Source organism: Streptomyces sp. NPDC017890 (genome assembly GCF_044328675.1).
Lineage (GTDB): Bacteria > Actinomycetota > Actinomycetes > Streptomycetales > Streptomycetaceae > Streptomyces.
On sequence record NZ_JBIRHU010000012.1, the window covers coordinates 49,703 to 67,467 of the forward strand.

Consider the following 17,765-nt stretch of genomic DNA (forward strand, 5'->3'; position numbering starts at 1 on the left):
CGCCGAACCGCTGCCACTACGAGTCCGACGGGCGGCCCGAGGGGCGACCCGACGGACGGTCCCACGGGTGGTCCGGCGGACATTCCTACGGACGTTCCTACGGGCGGTCGTGACCCGAACCGCGCTGCGCGACCAGGGCGTCCCGTATCTCCTTGAGCACCTCCAGCTCCGAGACCTCGACGATCTCCTGCGTGCTCTCCTTCGCCTTGCGGCGGGCCTCCTGCCGGGCCAGGTACTTCGCCATGGGCAGGACCATCAGGAAGTAGACGACGGCCGCGGTGATCAGGAACGTGAGGGTGGCGCCCAGCACCGAGCCCCAGAGGATGCGCACGCCTGTCGCACTGTCGCCGGTACCGGTGCACGGGCCCTTGAGGCAGGAGCTGTAGCTGTCCAGGCTCTTGGTGCCGAACGCTCCGATCAGGGGGTTGATGACCCCTTTCACCACCGAGTTCACGATGTTGGTGAAGGCGGCGCCGATGACCACCGCCACTGCCAGGTCGATGACGTTTCCGCGCATCAGGAAGGCCTTGAAGCCCTGCCAGACGCTCGGCTCGTTCTTCTCGCTCACCTCGGGGTCTCTCCTCGTCTGCGCCGGTCTCGCACGAACAGGGTGTGGAACAAAACGCTCCGCAACCTACGTCAGCGCTGGGCCGTCCTGTCCAATCAGGCCCCTCGATCGAGCGGCTCGACGCCGGGTGACGCGTGAGGGCGGTGCTCAGCACAGCGTCACCGCCAGCCGCGCCGTGGCCCCGGCGCCGGCCAGCCGGTGCGCGGTGGCGCGCGGCACCGAGACCACGACCAACGCCCCGTCCGCCGTGCTCCCGGCCGCCGAGGTCGCGTCCACCGGCTCCGGCACCTCCGCCACCCGCGCGCCGCGCGCGATCACGGAGGCGTCGCCCGCGCCGCCCTCCCCGGCCGCGACGACGTCGACCCGGTCACCGGGACTGAGCAGCCGCACCGTGGCCGCGTCGGCGATCCGCACCGGCGCCGCCACCAGCCGCGTACCGTGCCGCTCGCGTACCGGCTCGGTCACCGGGTGCCCGCGCGTCCGCTGGGTGTCCGAGGCGCCGGCTCCCGGTAGCGGGCCCGCCGTCACCAGCGCCGCCGCGGTGACGGCGAGCCCGGCGGCCACGGCGCGCCGCCGGTGGCGTACGAGCCGGTGGAGCTGCCGGTGCGCGCCGCGCACCCGCACCGGGGCGAAGTGCGGCACCTCGCAGGTGGGCGGCGCTTCGGTGCCGGGTGGAAGAGGTGGTAGAGGGGAGGGGACGACGGAACGGGACAAGGTGACCACCACTTGTGACGAGGGGACGAGGGACCGGCTTGCGCTCCCACGATGAGGCTTCTCGCCGTAGTCCGCCGGGGCCCGTGCACCACCGGCCGGTTGTGGAGAACTCCCTCACCCGAACGGGAGGTTCCGGCCCCACTCGCCGGCCCCACCCGCCGGCCCACCCACACCCGCCCGCCGGCCTCAGGGCAGCGCGATCCCCGGATCCATCCCGCCCAGCGCCGCCCCGCACGGGCAGTCCCGCTCCCCGGCCGCCGGCAGTGCCGTCACCGTGTCGAACAGGACACCCCGCAGCCGGTCCACGTTCGCCGCGAACACCCGCAGGACCTCCTCGTGCGAGACGCCCTCGCCGCTCTCCGCGCCGGCGTCGAGGTCGGTGACAAGGGTCAGCGAGGTGTAGCAGAGCTCCAGTTCACGGGCGAGAGCCGCCTCCGGGTGGCCGGTCATGCCCACCACCGACCAGCCCTGCGCCCGGTGCCACAAGGACTCCGCGCGGGTCCCGAAACGCGGCCCCTCGACCACGACCAGGGTGCCGCCGTCCACCGGCTCCCAGTCCCGACCCCGGGCCGCCGTCAGCGCGGCGGCCCGCCCGTTGGGGCAGTACGGGTCGGCCAGCGACACGTGCACCACGTGGGGCACCGTGCCGTCGGGCATCGGCATTCCGTCGAAGTACGTCGACGGCCGGGACTTCGTACGGTCGACGAACTGGTCCGGCACCAGCAGCGTGCCGGGACCGTACTCGGGGCGCAGCCCGCCGACCGCACACGGCCCGAGGACCTGGCGCACGCCGACCGAGCGCAGCGCCCACAGGTTGGCCCGGTAGTTGATCCGGTGCGGCGGCAGATGGTGGCCACGTCCGTGCCGGGGGAGGAAGGCGACCCGTCGGCCGGCGACCTCGCCGAGGAAGAGGGAGTCGCTGGGCGGCCCGTACGGGGTGTCCACCTGGACCTCGGTCACGTCGTCGAGGAACGAGTAGAAACCGGAGCCGCCGACCACACCGATCTCGGCATTCACCTTGTTCGCCATGCCCGCACCCTAGTCGCCCCGGCAAACACCGAGGACCCCGTCGTCGGACGACGACAGGGTCCTGTGAGAAGCCTTACGCGGCCACGGCCACGAATGCTCTACGAGGCCGGCAGGCCTTACGCGGCGGTGGTGCTCGACGCCGAGCTGCCGGAGCTCGATGAGGAGGACGACGAAGACGACGAACCGGAGTCCGAGGACGACGACGAGGAAGAGGACGTCGAGGAGGACGTCGACGAGGAGGACGACTTCGCCGGCGAGCTGCTGGACGAGCTGCCGCGGCTGTCGTTGCGGTAGAAGCCGGAGCCCTTGAAGACGATGCCGACCGCCGAGAACACCTTCTTCAGGCGGCCCTGGCAGTTCGGGCACTCCGTGAGGGCGTCGTCGGTGAACTTCTGCACCGCCTCGAGGCCCTCGCCGCATTCGGTGCACTGGTACTGGTACGTCGGCACTGTCTTCCTCCTGGCACTCTCACTCGATGAGTGCTAACGACGGTCCATAGTGACGCATTCCCCGGGATCAGTCCACTGCGGCGTGCTCGCGGTGACCGACGCCACGTGCGACCGTACGCCCATGGGGGTGGGGCACCAGCCGCGAGCGCAGTGCCACCAGTGTCGCCAGCGCGAGCACCGTGCCGGCCATCGGCACCAGGAACCCGGCGCCGTCCCAGAGCCGGTCCTCCAGCTGCCCGGAGACGGTCACGGCCGCCGCCTGGCCGAGCGCCACGGCGCCGGTCAGCCAGGTGAAGGCCTCGGTGCGGGCGCCGGCCGGGACGAGGCCCTCGACCAGCGTGTAGCCGGTGACGATGGCGGGCGCGACGCACATGCCGACGAGCAGGCCGAGGCCCGCCAGTACGACCACGGAGTGCGCGGCCCACAGGCCGGACGCGGTCAGGGCGAGGGCGGCGTAGCCGACCAGGAGGCGCCGCTGCGGGGCGACCTTCCAGGCGATGGCGCCGCAGGCCAGGCCGGAGAGCATGTTGCCCGCGGCGAAAACGCCGTACAGGATGCCGTTCAGCCCCGGCTCACCGATCGACTCGGTGAACGCGGCCAGTGAGACCTGCATGCCGCCGAAGACGGAACCGACGCCCAGGAAGACCACGACCAGGACCCGCACGCCGGGGACGCGCAGTGCCGGAACGTGCTCCACGCGCGCGTGGCCGCCGTCGGCGTGTCCGACCGTCGGCTGGGTGCTCTTCTGCGCGGCGAACAGCAGACCGCCCACCAGGGTGAGCGCCGCCTCCGTGACCAGGCCGGCGGCCGGGTCGACGGCCGTGCACAGGGCGGTCGCCACCAGCGGGCCGAGGACGAAGGTCAGCTCGTCCGTGACGGACTCGAAGGCGGCCGCCGTGGTCAGCAGGGGAGAGTCCTTGAGCTTCACGCCCCAGCGGGCCCGCACCATGGGCCCGACCTGCGGCACCGAGGCGCCGGTGGGCACGGCCGCCGCGAACAGCGCCCACAGGGGCGCGTCCGCGAGCGCGAGCACGGTCAGGGCCAGGCCGGACGCCGTGTGGACGAGCACGCCGGGGAGCAGGACGGCGCGCTGGCCGTAGCGGTCGGCGAGCCGGCCGCTGTAGGGGGCGAACAGGGCCATGGCGACGCCGGTGACGGCCGCGACGGCGCCCGCGACGCCGTAGGAGCCGGTGGTGTGCTGCACGAGCAGCACGATGGACAGCGTCAGCATGGCGAACGGCTGGCGTGCCGCGAAGCCGGGGAGCAGGAACGTCCAGGCGCCGCGGGTGCGCAACAGCCGGCCGTATCCGGGGCGGGCGGAGCCGGGTGCGGTGTGCCGCTTCCCCTCCGGCGACTTCTTCGACGGGGTGACCGTGGATGCCACGGCCCGTGCCTTTCTGCCGCCTGGTAGCGCGGTCCGCCGCACGGCTGTCGCCGTGCGGGAGCGCCGAGAGCTGTCCTCTTGCGCGGACTGCGGTAGATGCCGGAGCCCGGTCGGGGAGGGGGCGTGCCGGCCGCCATACGGTCGCGCCAGCTCTGCGTCAGGCAGAGTTGGTTCGATCAGGTGCCGCCTTCATCGTACAGGGGGCAAGAGGGGCGCAACCTGTGAAAGCGCGCACCCCACTCACGTCCACCACGTTCACCCGTGCTGCCGGTTCGTGCCGCCCGTGCCCAGCCAGCCGGCCAGCTTGCCGCCGTGGCCGACCGCGCGCAGCCGCGCCTCGGCGGCGTCCCGGACGGGGTCGGTGGCGACCACGAGGAGTTCGTCCCCGCGCCGCAGCCCCGTCGTCGGCAGCGGAACGAACGACGTCCCGTCGCGGACGATCAGCGTGACGGCGGATCCGGTCGGCAGCCGCAGCTCGCTGACCTCGACGCCGTGCATCCTCGAGCCCTCGGGAACCGTCACGGACAGCAGGTGCCCGCGCAGCCGCTCCAGGGGTGCCGACTCGATGCCGAGGTCGGCGGCCTCGTCCCCCTTGCCCAGGCGCAGCTTGCGGGCCAGCCAGGGCAGCGTCGGTCCCTGGATCAGGGTGTAGACGACGACCAGGACGAAGACGATGTTGAAGATCCGGCGGCTGTCCGCGACGCCCTCCACCATGGGGATCGTCGCCAGGATGATGGGCACCGCGCCGCGCAGCCCGGCCCAGGACATGAGGGCCTGCTCCTGCCACGGCACCCGGAAGGGCACCAGGCACAGCACGACGCTCAGCGGGCGCGCGACCATGGTGAGCACCAGTCCGATGACCAGGGCGGGCAGGATGTCGTCGCCCAGTTCGTGCGGGGTGACCAGCAGGCCGAGCAGGACGAACATGCCGATCTGGGCGAGCCAGCCGAGCCCGTCGGCGAACCCACGGGTGGCGGGCCAGTGCGGCAGCCGGGCGTTGCCCATGACCATCGAGGCGAGGTAGACGGCGAGGAAGCCGCTGCCGTGGGCCATGGCACCGGCCGCGTAGGCCGCGACGGCGATCGACATGACGGCGATGGGGTAGAGGCCGGAGGCGGGCAGCGCGACGTGCCGCAGGCCCCACGAGCCCAGCCAGCCGACGGCGAGTCCGATGGCCGCGCCGATGGCCAGTTCCAGGGCGATCTCGCCCAGCAGCACGTACCAGTGCTCGATCGGGCCGGCCGTGGAGAAGGCGACCACGAGGATGACCACCGGGGCGTCGTTGAAGCCCGACTCGGCCTCCAGGATGCCCGTTATGCGCGAGGGCAGCGGGATCCTGCGCAGCACCGAGAAGACGGCCGCCGCGTCCGTGGAGGACACCACCGCCCCGACGATCAGTGCCTGCCGCCACTCCAGCCCGGTCAGGTAGTGCGCGCCCGCCGCGGTCACGCCGACGCTCACCGCGACTCCGGCCAGTGCCAGTGCGGAGGCGGCCGGCAGGGCCGGTTTCGCTTCCTTCCACTTCGTTCCGAGACCGCCCTCGGCCAGGATCACGACCAGGGCCGCGTACCCGATGACCTGGACCAGTTCGGCGTTGTCGAAGTGGATGTCGCCGATGCCGTCCTGGCCCATGGCGACGCCGATGGCCAGGTAGACGAGCAGGCTGGGGAGCCCGCTGCGCGAGGAGATCCGGACCGCCGCCACGGCGATGAGCAGGACGAGCGAGCAGACGAGCAGGAGCTGGTTGAGGTGGTGGACAGTCAGCGGCCGTTCCCTTCCCTGGCGCACAGCACGGATCACGACACGGACCACGGATGCGGACGAGCTCGTCCGCACAGCGCGCGAAAGCGCACTTCCATGGCACACGAGGCCGCAGTGCTCTGCGGACAACTACTTCGTTACCTTACCTAACTCTTGACGCTTTCTTGACGCTCTTCTTGGCAAGATCGAACGCCCGTGCGCGCCCGTACTCGACTCCGCGTCAAGGGGGAGTGGGCCCTGCGCCTACAGTTGCTCCAGCGTTCAGTACAAAGCACAGCCCGCCCCTGCCGCTCGTGTTAGGACAGCAAGGACAGCGATGCCCCCCACCAACACCGCCTCTACGGGTCAGCAGCCCGGCAAGTCCGGCAGGAAGAAGGGGAGGAAGGGGCGCAAAGTACGCCTTCTCGTCCTCGTGCTGGTCCTGGCCATCATCGGCGGCCTCGCCTACGGGGCGTACTGGTCCATCAGCACCGTCCGGGCGTCCTTTCCGCAGACCGAGGGCTCGATCACGCTGGAGGGCCTGTCGGGGCCGGTCGACGTCCAGCGCGACGGCTACGGCATCCCGCAGATCTACGCCTCCACCGACGAGGACCTGTTCATGGCGCAGGGCTACGTCCAGGCGCAGGACCGGTTCTACGAGATGGACGTACGCCGCCACATGACCTCCGGCCGCCTGTCGGAGATGTTCGGCAAGGGCCAGGTCGACAACGACGAGTTCCTGCGCACCATGGGCTGGCACCGGGTGGCGAAGAAGGAGTACGACGAGAAGCTGTCGGACTCCACGAAGAAGTACCTCCAGGCCTATGCCAAGGGCGTCAACGCCTACCTGAAGGGCAAGGACGGCGAGGACATCTCCCTGGAGTACGCCGCCCTCGGGTTCACCAACGACTACAAGCCCCAGGAGTGGACCCCGGTCGACTCGGTCGCCTGGCTGAAGGCGATGGCCTGGGACCTGCGCGGCAACATGCAGGACGAGGTCGACCGCGCCCTGATGACCAGCCGCCTGGGCCCCCAGCAGATCGCCGACCTGTACCCGGCGTACCCGTACGACCGGAACAAGGCGATCGTCCAGGAGGGCCAGTACGACGAGCTCACCGAGACGTTCGACGGCGGCGGCACGTCCGGCGACGACTCCTCGTCCGGTTCCGGCACGGGGACGGGCTCCGGTACCGGCAGCGGCAGCGGAACCGGTACCGGTACCGACAGCGGAACGGGCAGCGGCACCGGCAACGCCCTGCAGGGTCAGATGGCGAGCCTCCAGAACGTCCTGGACGACCTGCCCACCGCCGTCGGCGTGAACGGCAACGGCATCGGCTCCAACTCCTGGGTCGTCTCCGGCGAGCACACCATCACCGGCAAGCCGCTGCTGGCCAACGACCCGCACCTGTCGCCGTCCCTGCCGTCCGTCTGGTACCAGATGGGCCTGCACTGCCGCACCGTCTCCGCGAAGTGCCAGTACGACGTCGCCGGCTACACCTTCGCGGGCATGCCCGGCGTGATAATCGGCCACAACCAGGAGATCGCCTGGGGTCTGACCAACTCCGGCGCCGACGTCACCGACCTCTACCTGGAGAAGATCACGGGTACGGGCTACCAGTACGACGGCAAGGTGGTCCCCTTCAAGACGCGCGAGGAGACCATCGAGGTCGCCGGCGGCGACCCCAAGAAGATCGTCGTCCGGGAGACCAACAACGGCCCCCTGCTCTCCGACCGCGACGACGAGCTGGTGAAGACCGGCAAGAAGGCCGCTGTCGACACCGCCGCCCCCGACCGCGGCGACGGCTACGGCGTAGCGCTGCGGTGGACCGCGCTGGAGGCGGGCACCACCATGGACGCCGTCTTCGCGATGGACCGGGCGAAGAACTGGGACGAGTTCCGCGAGGCCGCCGCACTCTTCGACGTGCCCTCGCAGAACCTGGTCTACGCGGACAGCGAGCACATCGGCTACACACTGCCCGGCAGGATCCCGGTACGCGCCGAGGGCCACGACGGCTCGGTCCCGGCGCCGGGCTGGGACTCCGACTACCGCTGGAGCGGTGAGTACATCGACCCGGACGAGCTGCCGTACGAGTACGACCCCGAGCGCGGGTACATCGTCACCGCCAACCAGGCCGTCGTCGACGAGGACGAGTACCCGTACACGCTGACCACGGACTGGGGTTACGGCACCCGCAGCCAGCGGATCACCTCCCTGATCGAGCAGAAGATCAAGGACGGCGGCAAGATCTCCACCGACGACATGCGCCAGATGCAGCTGGACAACAGCAGCGAGATGGCCAAGCTGCTCGTGCCCCAGCTGCTGAAGATCGACATCGCGGACAAGGACGTACGCGAGGCGCAGAAGCTGCTGGAGGGCTGGGACTACACCCAGGACGCCGACTCGGCGGCCGCCGCCTACTTCAACGCCGTCTGGCGCAACATCCTCAAGCTCGCCTTCGGCAACAAGCTGCCCAAGGAGCTGCGGGTCGAGGGCCAGTGCCTGTGGGTCGACCCGGTCAACACCACCGGCCCGGCGGACGAGACGAACAAGGTCCGCGAGTGCGGCCAGCGCGACGCCGAGCAGGCGCAGCCGGACGGCGGCGACCGCTGGTTCGAGGTCGTCCGCACCCTGCTGGACAACCCCAAGAGCGCCTGGTGGAAGACGCCCGCCTCCGGCACCCGCAAGGGCGCCGTCAACCGTGACGACCTGTTCAAGCGCGCCATGATCGACGCCCGCTGGGAGCTGACCGCCAAGCTCGGCAAGGACATCGACACCTGGAACTGGGGCCGGCTGCACCGCCTGTTCCTCAAGAACCAGACCCTGGGCACCGAGGGCCCCGGCTTCCTGAAGTACGCCCTCAACCGCGGGCCGTGGAAGCTCAGCGGCGGCGAGGCGGCGGTCAACGCCGCCGGCTGGAACGCGGCCGGCGGCTACGGAGTGGTGTGGGTGCCGTCCATGCGGATGGTGGTCAACCTGGGCGACCTCGACAAGTCGCGGTGGATCAACCTCACCGGCGCCTCCGGACACGCCTACAGCGCCCACTACACCGACCAGACGGACAAGTGGGCCGCCGGAGAGCTGCTGCCGTGGGCCTTCTCGAAGAAGGCGGTCGACGACAGCACGAGCGACACGCTGGTGCTGAAGCCGTAGCCGCGGCTGGTCCGAGGCAGAGGCGGCCCCCCACGCGCGCGTGGGGGGGCCGCCTTCGTCTCCGCGCGCGCGTGGCGGGCCGCTTCACGTGAACCTGCGCACTCCCGACGGTGTCACCACCGCGTCCACCGGCCGGTCGTGCGGCTCCCCGGGGACGTGCGGGACGACCTCGGAGCCGTACAGCAGTACCAGCAGCGCGGGACGCGCGCCCACCCGCTCCAGGCGTGCGAGGACCCGGTCGTACGATCCGCCGCCGCGCCCCAGCCGCATGCCGTCCCCGTCGACGGCCAGGCCCGGCAGCAGCACCACGTCGGTGTCCGTCACCGCGTCCGGACCCAGGCGCTCACCGGCGGGCTCGGACAGGGCCATCCGCCCGCCGTGCCGCACGCGCGCCAGGGAGCCCTCCCCGGTGTACTCGCCCCAGTCCAGGTCGTTGTCCGGCAACAGTGCCGGCAGCAGCACGCGCACGCCCCGCGCGCGCAGCGCGTTCAGCAGCGCGAGGGTGCCCGGCTCGGCGCCCACGGAGACGTATGCCGCCACAGCGCGCGCTCGCGCGATCTCCGGCATCGCGAGCGCCCGTTCGGCCAGCGAATCCGCCGCTTCCCGCACGTCGTCCGCCGTCAGCCGCTTCCTCGCCGCGAGGATCTCCCGCCGCAACGTCCGCTTGTCAGGTCCGGCCGCAGGTCCGATGTGACTCAAGGGTCGCTCCCGTACCGCTCTAGTGTGCTCATGTGAGCGCCAATGGTTCGGGGTCACAGATTCTCCCCATTGGCACCGGATATGGTGGCGCGCATGACTCAGTCCCACCCCAGGATCAGCAAGGCTGTCATCCCCGCGGCCGGGCTCGGTACCCGGTTCCTGCCGGCCACCAAAGCCACTCCCAAGGAGATGCTGCCGGTCGTCGACAAGCCGGCGATCCAGTACGTGGTCGAAGAGGCCGTGACCGCGGGCCTCGGCGACGTCCTCATGGTCACCGGACGCAACAAGCGCCCCTTGGAGGACCACTTCGACCGCAACTACGAACTGGAGTCCGCCCTCCAGAAGAAGGGTGACGCGAGCCGGCTGGCCAAGGTCCAGGAGTCCAGCGACCTGGCCATGATCCACTACGTCCGCCAGGGCGACCCCAAGGGACTCGGTCACGCCGTGCTGTGCGCCGCCCCGCACGTCGGCGACGAGCCCTTCGCGGTCCTGCTCGGCGACGACCTGATCGACCCGCGCGACCCGCTGCTGCAGCGCATGGTCGAGGTCCAGGAGCAGTACGGCGGCAGCGTCATCGCCCTCATGGAGGTCGCGCCCGAGCAGATCCACCTCTACGGCTGCGCGGCCGTGGAGGCGACCGAGGACGGCGACGTCGTCAAGGTCGGCGGGCTGGTCGAGAAGCCCGACCCGGCCGACGCCCCCTCCAACTACGCCATCATCGGCCGTTACGTCCTCGACCCGCACATCTTCGACATACTCCGCAAGACCGAGCCGGGCCGCGGCGGCGAGATCCAGCTCACCGACGCCCTCCAGCAGCTCGCCGAGGACGAGACGGTCGGCGGCCCGGTGCACGGCGTCGTCTTCAAGGGCCGCCGCTATGACACCGGTGACCGCGGCGACTATCTGCGTGCCATCGTCCGGCTCGCGTGCGAACGTGAGGACCTGGGCCCGGACTTCCGGACCTGGCTTCGCAGTTACGTAGCCGAGGAGATGTAAGGACGTTGAGCAGCGCCGCGCACCGTGACACCGGCCACGACCACGCCGCCGCGGACTTCGGTCCGGACCGGCTGTGGTCGGTGCAGGACCACCTGGACGACATCCTCGCCACCGTCCGGCCCCTGGAACCCATCGAGCTGAACCTGCTCGACGCCCAGGGCTGCGTCCTGGTCGACGACATCACGGTGCCGCTCTCCCTGCCGCCGTTCGACAACAGCTCCATGGACGGGTACGCGGTGCGGGTCGCCGATGTCGCGGGCGCGAGCGAGGAGTTCCCCGCCGCCCTCGAGGTCGTCGGGGACGTCGCCGCGGGCCAGGCCGACCCGCCGTCCGTCGGGCCCGGCCAGGCCGCCCGCATCATGACGGGCGCCCCGCTCCCGCCCGGCGCCGAGACCGTCGTCCCCGTCGAGTGGACCGACGGTGGTCTCGGCGAGGGCCCGGTGTCCGGAATGCGGGCCCGCAGCCTGGCCCCCGAGGCCGCCGAGGGCCAGGTGCGCGTGTACCGCCCGGCCGGGGCACGCGCGCACGTCCGCGCGAAGGGCAGTGACGTCAGGTCCGGCGACCGCGCCCTGGCGGCCGGCACGGTCCTCGGCCCGCCGCAGATCGCCCTGCTCGCCGCGATCGGCCGTGGAAGGGTCCGTGTCCGCCCGCGCCCGCGCGTGGTGGTGCTCTCCACCGGCAGCGAACTCGTCCAGCCCGACGAGGAACTGACGCACGGCCAGATCTACGACTCCAACAGTTTCGCCCTCACCGCCGCCGCCCGCGACGCCGGCGCCATCGCCTACCGCGTGGGCGCCGTCGCCGACGACGCCGAGACCCTGCGGTCCACGATCGAGGACCAACTGGTCCGCGCCGACCTGATGGTGACCACCGGCGGGGTGAGCGTCGGGGCGTACGACGTCGTCAAGGAGGCGCTGGCACACGTCGCCGACGAGGACGAAGCCGGCGGCGGCGTGGACTTCCGCAAGCTCGCCATGCAGCCCGGCAAGCCCCAGGGCTTCGGCTCCATCGGCCCCGACCACACCCCGCTCCTCGCCCTGCCCGGCAACCCGGTGTCGTCGTACGTCTCCTTCGAGCTGTTCGTCCGCCCCGCGATCCGCACCCTCATGGGCCTCACCGACGTCCACCGCCCGACGGCCACCGCGACCCTGGCCGCGGACAAGACGCTGACCTCGCCGAAGGGCCGCCGGCAGTTCCTGCGCGGTGCGTACTCCGACGGCACGGTCACCGCGGTCGGCGGCTCCGGCTCCCACCTCGTGGCCGCCCTCGCGCACGCCGACGCGCTGATCGTCGTCCCCGAGGACACCGAGTCCGTCGAGCCCGGTGCCCGGGTCGAGGTGGTCCTGCTCGGCTGACCCCTCCTGGTTGGCGGTACCGTGTCGCGCACAGCAGGCCCACGCGCCGCACCGCGCCGGGCCCGGACCGGGAGCGCCACACGAGCATGAGTACGCAGGAGACACCCCCGCACGACGGCCGGGACGCGCACGACCCGCAGGACCGGCTGACGCACATCGACGAGGCGGGCGCCGCCCGCATGGTCGACGTGTCCGGCAAGGACGTGACCGCGCGCACCGCGCGCGCGAGCGGACGCGTCCTCGTCGCCCCCCGCGTGGTCGAGCTGCTGCGCGGCGAGGGGGTTCCCAAGGGCGACGCCCTCGCCACCGCGCGCATCGCGGGCATCATGGGCGCCAAACGCACCCCCGACCTGATCCCGTTGTGCCATCCGTTGTCGGTCTCCGGTGTGAAACTGGACCTGTCGGTCGCGGACGACGCCGTGGAGATCACCGCCACGGTGCGCACGACGGATCGCACGGGTGTCGAGATGGAGGCGCTCACCGCGGTCTCCGTCGCCGCGCTCACCGTGGTCGACATGGTCAAGGCGGTCGACAAGGGAGCGGTCATCACGGACGTGCGCGTGGAGGAGAAGACGGGCGGCAAGTCGGGCGACTGGAGCCGGTCGTGACACCGGACGGACCGGACGCACCGGCCGGGGAGGCACTCCTCGCGCCGTACGCCGCCCTGGTGGTCACCGCCTCCAACCGGGCCGCCGCCGGGGTCTACGAGGACAAGGGCGGCCCCCTGGTCGCCGAGGGCCTGCGCCGCTTCGGCTTCGCCGTCGACGGCCCCCTGGTCGTCCCCGACGGCGCCCCCGTCGAGGCCGCCCTGCGAGCAGGCGCCGAAGCGGGCTACGACGTGATCGTCACCACCGGCGGCACCGGCGTCTCGCCCACCGACCGCACCCCCGAGGCGACACGGGCGGTGATCGACTACGAGGTCCCGGGCATCGCGGAGGCCGTCCGGGCGTACGGCCGGGAGAAGGTGCCGACCGCGGTGCTCTCCCGGGGCCTGGCCGGCGTGGCGGGCGGCACGCTGATCGTCAACCTGCCGGGTTCCTCCGGTGGTGTGAAGGACGGCCTCGCCGTGCTGGAGCCGCTGCTGACGCACGCCGTGGACCAGCTCCGCGGCGGTGACCACCCCAGACCGGCCAGTGGTGGGGGTGCGAGCTGAACAGCCCATCCTGGCCCGTGGAACTGGTGGACGGCGACATCGTCCTCAGGCCGATAAGGCTGCGCGACCAGCGGGCCTGGCGAGAGGTCAACCGGCGCAACCGCGACTGGCTGCGGCCGTGGGAGGCGACCATTCCGCCGCCCGGGCCCGGCGGCCCGCCCGCGCACCGGCCGACCTACCGCCAGATGGTGCGGCATCTCAGGTCGGAGGCGAACGCGGGCCGGATGCTGCCGTTCGTCATCGAGCACCAGGGTCGCCTGGTCGGACAGTTGACGGTGGCCGGCATCACCTGGGGCTCGATGTGCTCCGGGCACGTCGGCTACTGGGTGGACGAGGCGGTGGCCGGCCGCGGGGTGATGCCGACGGCGGTGGCGATGGTGGTGGACCACTGTTTCCGCACCGTGGGTCTGCATCGCGTCGAGGTCTGCATTCGCCCCGAGAACGCGCCCAGTCGCCGGGTCGTGGAGAAACTCGGATTCCGCGAGGAGGGGCTCCGGCCGCGTTATCTCCACATCGACGGAGCCTGGCGCGACCACCTCGTCTTCGCGCTGACCGCGGAAGAGGTCCCGGAAGGGCTGCTGCGGCGCTGGCGCCGGTCACGGGACCGGAGTACCCCCAACGCCGGGAATTGAATAAACGTTCGAAATGGTCGGGCAGTGACCGACCGGAACGGATAATTTCGCACCCTGACAGTCGGCTGATCGCATCGGTCGCAAAAAAAGTTCGAAATATCAGCCAGATCGTGCGACACACCGGCTCAATTGGCGGATGGCCCCACACAAACCCCTCTACCGTGTGAGGCGTGAGCAGCAGCGGCCTCATCTACGCAGTCATCGTCGGGGCCTGGGCCGCCTACTTGGTGCCGATGTGGCTCCGTAGGCAGGACGAGCTGAACGAGGCCCGTCCGACGGAACGCTTCAGTACCGCCATCCGGCTGCTGTCCGGACGGGCGGGCATGGAGCGCCGGTACGCCAAGGACCTGCGGTCGCGCTCCGCCGACGAGGCGGAGCCCGACGCCGACGCCCCGGACGCCGTCACCGACTCGGTGGACGTCCGGGCGTTCGCCGTGGCCAGAACCCGGCGGCACACCCGGCCCGGCGCACCGCAGCAGCCCGCCGAGCGGCCCGGACCGGCACGCCAGGAGGCGGGCGGACGTCCGCACGGCCCCAGACCCGGACAGCTCCCCGACTCCGGGCAGCTCCCCGACTCCGGGCAGGTCTCCGAAGCCGGGCAGGTCTCCGAAGCCGGGCGGTCACCCGAATCCGGGCAGCTGTCCGAGCCCGGACGGTCTCCCGAGCCCGGACGGTCTCCCGAGCCCGGACGGTCTCCCGAGCCCGGACGGTCTCCCGAATCCGGTGCGGCGGCGGCGCGCAAGCGCGTGCCGCAGGCCCGGCGCGCACCCGTCTCGCCCGCGGCGGCGGCCCGCGCCCGGCGGACCAAGGTGCTCGCCCGCCGTCGGCGCACGACCGTGATGCTGTTCCTGGCCTTCACGCTCGGCTCGGTCGTCGCGGCGGTCGGCGGGCTCGCCTTCCTGTGGGCGCCCGGGGTGCCCGCCGTGCTGCTCAGCGCCTACATCGCCCATCTGCGTGCGCAGGAACGCCACCGGTTCGCCTTCCAGATGGACCGCCGCCAGGCCGAGGCCGCCGCGCAGCGGCTGCGCGACGGCGACCGCAGGCCGCGCCGGCGCATGCCCGCCGAGCCCACCGACACCGCGGGCGACCCCGATGCCGAGGAACTGGACGACGGACCCGAGGCGGAGCCCGACGCCGGCCTGTCGGCGCTCGCCGCGGACCGGCGCGCGCTGGTGGAGCAGACCGACCACGCCGAGTGGGTCGACCAGCAGCGTGAACGGCAGCGGCGCCCGCAGGGCGACAGCTGGGACCCGGTGCCGGTGCCCCTGCCCACCTACGTGACCGCGCCGGTCGCCCCCCGCGCCACGCCCGACGTGGACCTCGCGGCGCCGGACGCGTGGAGCTCGGCACGCTCCAGCGCCGTCGCCGACCAGGAGGACGAGGCGGCCGACCCGGAGCGGCCGGAACGCCCGGCCACCCACGCCGAGGACCGGCCGGAGGCGCCGGGCCGCAGCGGCGCCCGCCGCGCCGCGTCCGCCCGCCGGGCCCGGGAGCGGGGACGGACGCCGCTCTTCGACCAGTACGAGGACGGGGACCGTCCCCGCGCGGCCAACGAGTAGCCCCCGGCAGTCCCCGGAAGCGATTTTTGAGCTGGCCGGTCGGGGTGCTAAAGTTTCACTCGTTGCAAGGGCCTGTGGCGCAGTCTGGTAGCGCACCTCGTTCGCATCGAGGGGGTCTGGGGTTCAAATCCCCACAGGTCCACGCACATTGACGAAGGTCCCGCCCGATCATCACGATCGGGCGGGACCTTCGTCGTTTCCGCGGTCTTGCGCGGCCGCAGGGCGGGTGACGCGCTCCGGCGGCGCCTGTGCGGAGCCTTCGGAGCGCGGCCGCGGGACCTGTCCGGGGGGTGTCTACGGGGCCTGCCTACGGGTTCTGGAGGGGCTTCGCGTAGCAGAGGCTGTCCTCGTGGAAGCGGTAGTAGCCGAACTTCCCGCACGGCTCGTAGCCGCTGGAGGTGTACAGGGCCACGGCCTCCGGCTGCTTGGTGCCGGTCTCCAGCACCATGCGGGTCCGGCCCGCCGCGCGGGCGTCCTCCTCCAGGGCCGCCAGGATGCGCCGGGCCAGCCCGCGGCCGCGCACCTGCTCGATCACGAACATCCGCTTCAGCTCGGCGTCCCCGTCGAGATTGCCCTCGTCGTTGGTGTCCTGGCTGCGCCAGCCGCCGGAGGCGACCGGGACGTCGTTCTCGTCGTACGCGATCAGGTACAGGCCGTTCGGGGGTGCGAAGTCGGACGGGTCCAGGTGCGTGGCGTCGCCGCCGTCGCCGTAGCGGACGTCGTACTCGGCCTGGACCTCGTCGTTCAGCTTCACGGCGTCGGGGTGGTCGAAGGGAACCCGGCGTATGTTCATGCTTCCTACCGTATATCGATGCGCTCTCCGGAGCGGGACATCGTCCAGTGTGCCGGTATCGTGCCCTGATGCTCACCGTGACCTCCGTGAACGTGAATGGTCTGCGCGCCGCCGCGAAGAAGGGCTTCGTGGAGTGGCTCGCCGACACCTGTGCCGACGTGCTGTGCCTCCAGGAGGTGCGGGCCGAGCCCCAGCAGCTGCCCGAACACGTCCGCACGCCCGACGGCTGGCACGTGACGCACGCCCCCGCCGCCGCCAAGGGCCGCGCCGGCGTCTCCCTCTACACCCGCCGCGAGCCCGACCGCGTCCAGGTCGGTTTCGGCTCGTCGGAGTTCGACACCAGTGGCCGGTACGTCGAGGCGGACCTGCCCGGTGTGACGGTCGCCTCCCTCTACCTGCCCTCCGGCGAGGTCGGCACCGAGCGCCAGGACGAGAAGCTCCGCTTCATGGGCGAGTTCCTCGCCTACCTCAAGGAACTGCGCGAGCGCGCCGCCGCCGACGGCCGCGAGGTCGTCGTCTGCGGCGACTGGAACATCGCCCACCAGCAGGCCGACCTGAAGAACTGGCGCGGCAACACCAAGAACTCCGGCTTCCTGCCGGAGGAGAGGGAGTGGCTGAGCCGGGTCCTCGATCCGGCCGAGGGGGGTTACGTCGACGTCGTGCGCGCACTGCACCCGGACGTCGAGGGGCCGTACTCGTGGTGGTCGTACCGGGGGCGGGCCTTCGACAACGACAGCGGATGGCGGATCGACCTGCACGCCGCCACCCCGGGCCTGGCCGCCAAGGCCGTCAAGGGGCACGTCGAGCGCGCCGCCACGCATGCCGAGCGCTGGTCCGACCACGCGCCGGTCACGGTGGTCTACGACCGTTGAGCCCCTGGTCCGCCGGCTGGTCCGCCCGCTTCTGAATCCGCCGGTCCATCGCCAGTGACAGTTCCGCCTCCACCACACTGCGGGCGAGCGGGCGCAGGCGGTGGAGTTCCTGTTCGGGGGCGTGACGCAGGATCAGGCCGGCGAAGAGGTCGGCCAGGGCGTCGGCGTGTTCGCGGACGCGGGCGCCGGCCTGGAGGACCTCGCCGAGCGGGATGCCCTCACGGACCAGGGCGGAGGAGACCTCCAGCAGGCGGTGGCTGATGTGGACGAGTTCGTCGCCGTCGGTGCCGAGGTAGCCGAGGTCCATCGCGGCGGCGAGGTTCTCCGGCGTGACCTCGCCCTCGAAGCGGGCGGCGAGTTCCTCGGGGGTGAGGCGGACCGGGGTCTCCTCGGTGGGTTCGCCGAGGCCGAGCAGGTCGCCGACGTCGCGGCCGTGGTCGAAGGCGTCGGCGAGTTCCGCGATGCCGTTCAGGGTGTGGCCGCGCTCCAGCAGTGCCGCGATGGTGCGCAGGCGGGCCAGGTGGTGGTCGTCGTACCAGGCGATGCGGCCCTCGCGGCGGGGCGGCGGGATCAGTTTGCGTTCGCGGTAGAAGCGCAGGGTGCGCACTGTGATGCCGGCCTCCCGGGCCAGGTCCTCCATGCGGTACTCGCGCTTCTCGGTCACGCCCCGA

Annotated in this window: 17 protein-coding genes and 1 tRNA gene; 9 read left to right on the forward strand and 9 right to left on the reverse strand. The window is 71.9% G+C overall.

What is annotated here, in order from left to right:
* Nucleotides 1-97: 97 nt before the first annotated feature.
* From mscL to ACH4F2_RS17485, 6 genes are all read right to left on the reverse strand, one after another.
* On the reverse strand, nucleotides 98-568 hold the full coding sequence (gene mscL / locus ACH4F2_RS17460) for a large conductance mechanosensitive channel protein MscL (protein ID WP_398133568.1): 471 nt from the start codon (nucleotides 566-568) through the stop codon (nucleotides 98-100).
* A gap of 147 nt (nucleotides 569-715) precedes the next feature.
* Complete coding sequence (locus ACH4F2_RS17465) at nucleotides 716-1,210, reverse strand: hypothetical protein (protein ID WP_398133723.1); 495 nt, start codon at nucleotides 1,208-1,210, stop codon at nucleotides 716-718.
* 258 nt (nucleotides 1,211-1,468) lie between these two features.
* Entirely contained in the window at nucleotides 1,469-2,311 is an 843-nt protein-coding gene (locus ACH4F2_RS17470; RefSeq protein WP_398133569.1) for an S-methyl-5'-thioadenosine phosphorylase, read from the reverse strand.
* A 116-nt stretch (nucleotides 2,312-2,427) separates the two neighbouring features.
* A complete protein-coding gene (locus ACH4F2_RS17475; protein ID WP_398133570.1) occupies nucleotides 2,428-2,760 on the reverse strand; it encodes an FmdB family zinc ribbon protein in 333 nt (110 codons plus the stop codon).
* A 67-nt stretch (nucleotides 2,761-2,827) separates the two neighbouring features.
* Nucleotides 2,828-4,144: an MFS transporter gene (locus ACH4F2_RS17480; protein WP_398133571.1), complete on the reverse strand. Its 1,317-nt coding sequence runs from the start codon at nucleotides 4,142-4,144 to the stop codon at nucleotides 2,828-2,830.
* Nucleotides 4,145-4,399: 255 nt separating this feature from the next.
* Nucleotides 4,400-5,944 (reverse strand): potassium/proton antiporter, encoded by a 1,545-nt coding sequence (locus ACH4F2_RS17485; RefSeq protein WP_398133572.1) that lies wholly within the window; start codon nucleotides 5,942-5,944, stop codon nucleotides 4,400-4,402.
* A gap of 277 nt (nucleotides 5,945-6,221) precedes the next feature.
* Here ACH4F2_RS17485 and ACH4F2_RS17490 point away from each other — a divergent pair, with 277 nt between their 5' ends.
* Nucleotides 6,222-9,035: a penicillin acylase family protein gene (locus ACH4F2_RS17490; RefSeq protein WP_398133573.1), complete on the forward strand. Its 2,814-nt coding sequence runs from the start codon at nucleotides 6,222-6,224 to the stop codon at nucleotides 9,033-9,035.
* An 84-nt stretch (nucleotides 9,036-9,119) separates the two neighbouring features.
* On the opposite strand, the gene ACH4F2_RS17495 is transcribed toward ACH4F2_RS17490, so the two are convergent.
* Entirely contained in the window at nucleotides 9,120-9,734 is a 615-nt protein-coding gene (locus ACH4F2_RS17495; RefSeq protein ID WP_398133574.1) for a 5-formyltetrahydrofolate cyclo-ligase, read from the reverse strand.
* Between the two features lie 93 nt (nucleotides 9,735-9,827).
* Between ACH4F2_RS17495 and galU the strand changes: the two genes are divergently transcribed.
* From galU to ACH4F2_RS17530, 7 genes are all read left to right on the forward strand, one after another.
* Nucleotides 9,828-10,730, forward strand: a complete 903-nt coding sequence (gene galU / locus ACH4F2_RS17500) for a UTP--glucose-1-phosphate uridylyltransferase GalU (protein ID WP_398133575.1) — start codon at nucleotides 9,828-9,830, stop codon at nucleotides 10,728-10,730.
* A 5-nt stretch (nucleotides 10,731-10,735) separates the two neighbouring features.
* Nucleotides 10,736-12,085 carry a gephyrin-like molybdotransferase Glp gene (gene glp, locus ACH4F2_RS17505; protein WP_398133576.1) on the forward strand — a complete coding sequence of 450 codons (1,350 nt, stop codon included), beginning with the start codon at nucleotides 10,736-10,738 and terminating at the stop codon, nucleotides 12,083-12,085.
* An 86-nt stretch (nucleotides 12,086-12,171) separates the two neighbouring features.
* On the forward strand, nucleotides 12,172-12,693 hold the full coding sequence (moaC, locus tag ACH4F2_RS17510) for a cyclic pyranopterin monophosphate synthase MoaC (RefSeq protein ID WP_398133577.1): 522 nt from the start codon (nucleotides 12,172-12,174) through the stop codon (nucleotides 12,691-12,693).
* Entirely contained in the window at nucleotides 12,690-13,238 is a 549-nt protein-coding gene (locus tag ACH4F2_RS17515) for a molybdenum cofactor biosynthesis protein B (RefSeq protein ID WP_398133578.1), read from the forward strand. The genes moaC and ACH4F2_RS17515 overlap by 4 nt, the downstream gene beginning before the upstream one ends.
* Nucleotides 13,239-13,255: 17 nt before the next feature.
* Nucleotides 13,256-13,870, forward strand: coding sequence for a GNAT family N-acetyltransferase (locus ACH4F2_RS17520; RefSeq protein WP_398133579.1), 615 nt, complete (start codon nucleotides 13,256-13,258; stop codon nucleotides 13,868-13,870).
* Nucleotides 13,871-14,040: 170 nt separating this feature from the next.
* A complete protein-coding gene (gene glpR / locus ACH4F2_RS17525) occupies nucleotides 14,041-15,429 on the forward strand; it encodes a gephyrin-like molybdotransferase receptor GlpR (RefSeq protein WP_398133580.1) in 1,389 nt (462 codons plus the stop codon).
* Between the two features lie 68 nt (nucleotides 15,430-15,497).
* Nucleotides 15,498-15,571, forward strand: a tRNA-Ala gene (locus tag ACH4F2_RS17530).
* Between the two features lie 165 nt (nucleotides 15,572-15,736).
* Here the strand turns inward: ACH4F2_RS17530 and ACH4F2_RS17535 are convergent.
* Nucleotides 15,737-16,222 (reverse strand): GNAT family N-acetyltransferase, encoded by a 486-nt coding sequence (locus ACH4F2_RS17535; protein WP_398133581.1) that lies wholly within the window; start codon nucleotides 16,220-16,222, stop codon nucleotides 15,737-15,739.
* A 68-nt stretch (nucleotides 16,223-16,290) separates the two neighbouring features.
* Between ACH4F2_RS17535 and ACH4F2_RS17540 the strand changes: the two genes are divergently transcribed.
* Nucleotides 16,291-17,094, forward strand: a complete 804-nt coding sequence (locus ACH4F2_RS17540) for an exodeoxyribonuclease III (RefSeq protein ID WP_398133582.1) — start codon at nucleotides 16,291-16,293, stop codon at nucleotides 17,092-17,094.
* Here ACH4F2_RS17540 and ACH4F2_RS17545 read toward each other — a convergent pair.
* Nucleotides 17,072-17,758 (reverse strand): MerR family transcriptional regulator, encoded by a 687-nt coding sequence (locus ACH4F2_RS17545; protein WP_398133583.1) that lies wholly within the window; start codon nucleotides 17,756-17,758, stop codon nucleotides 17,072-17,074. The two genes, ACH4F2_RS17540 and ACH4F2_RS17545, sit on opposite strands and share 23 nt — an antisense overlap.
* Nucleotides 17,759-17,765: the final 7 nt, after the last annotated feature.

Coding starts and splice junctions, on each gene's coding strand:
- ACH4F2_RS17540 (WP_398133582.1), top strand. CDS start 16,291: ATGCTCACCGTGACCTCCGTGAACGTGAATGGTCTGCGCGCCGCCGCG.
- ACH4F2_RS17535 (WP_398133581.1), bottom strand. CDS start 16,222: ATGAACATACGCCGGGTTCCCTTCGACCACCCCGACGCCGTGAAGCTG.
- galU (WP_398133575.1), top strand. CDS start 9,828: ATGACTCAGTCCCACCCCAGGATCAGCAAGGCTGTCATCCCCGCGGCC.
- ACH4F2_RS17470 (WP_398133569.1), bottom strand. CDS start 2,311: ATGGCGAACAAGGTGAATGCCGAGATCGGTGTGGTCGGCGGCTCCGGT.
- moaC (WP_398133577.1), top strand. CDS start 12,172: ATGAGTACGCAGGAGACACCCCCGCACGACGGCCGGGACGCGCACGAC.
- ACH4F2_RS17490 (WP_398133573.1), top strand. CDS start 6,222: ATGCCCCCCACCAACACCGCCTCTACGGGTCAGCAGCCCGGCAAGTCC.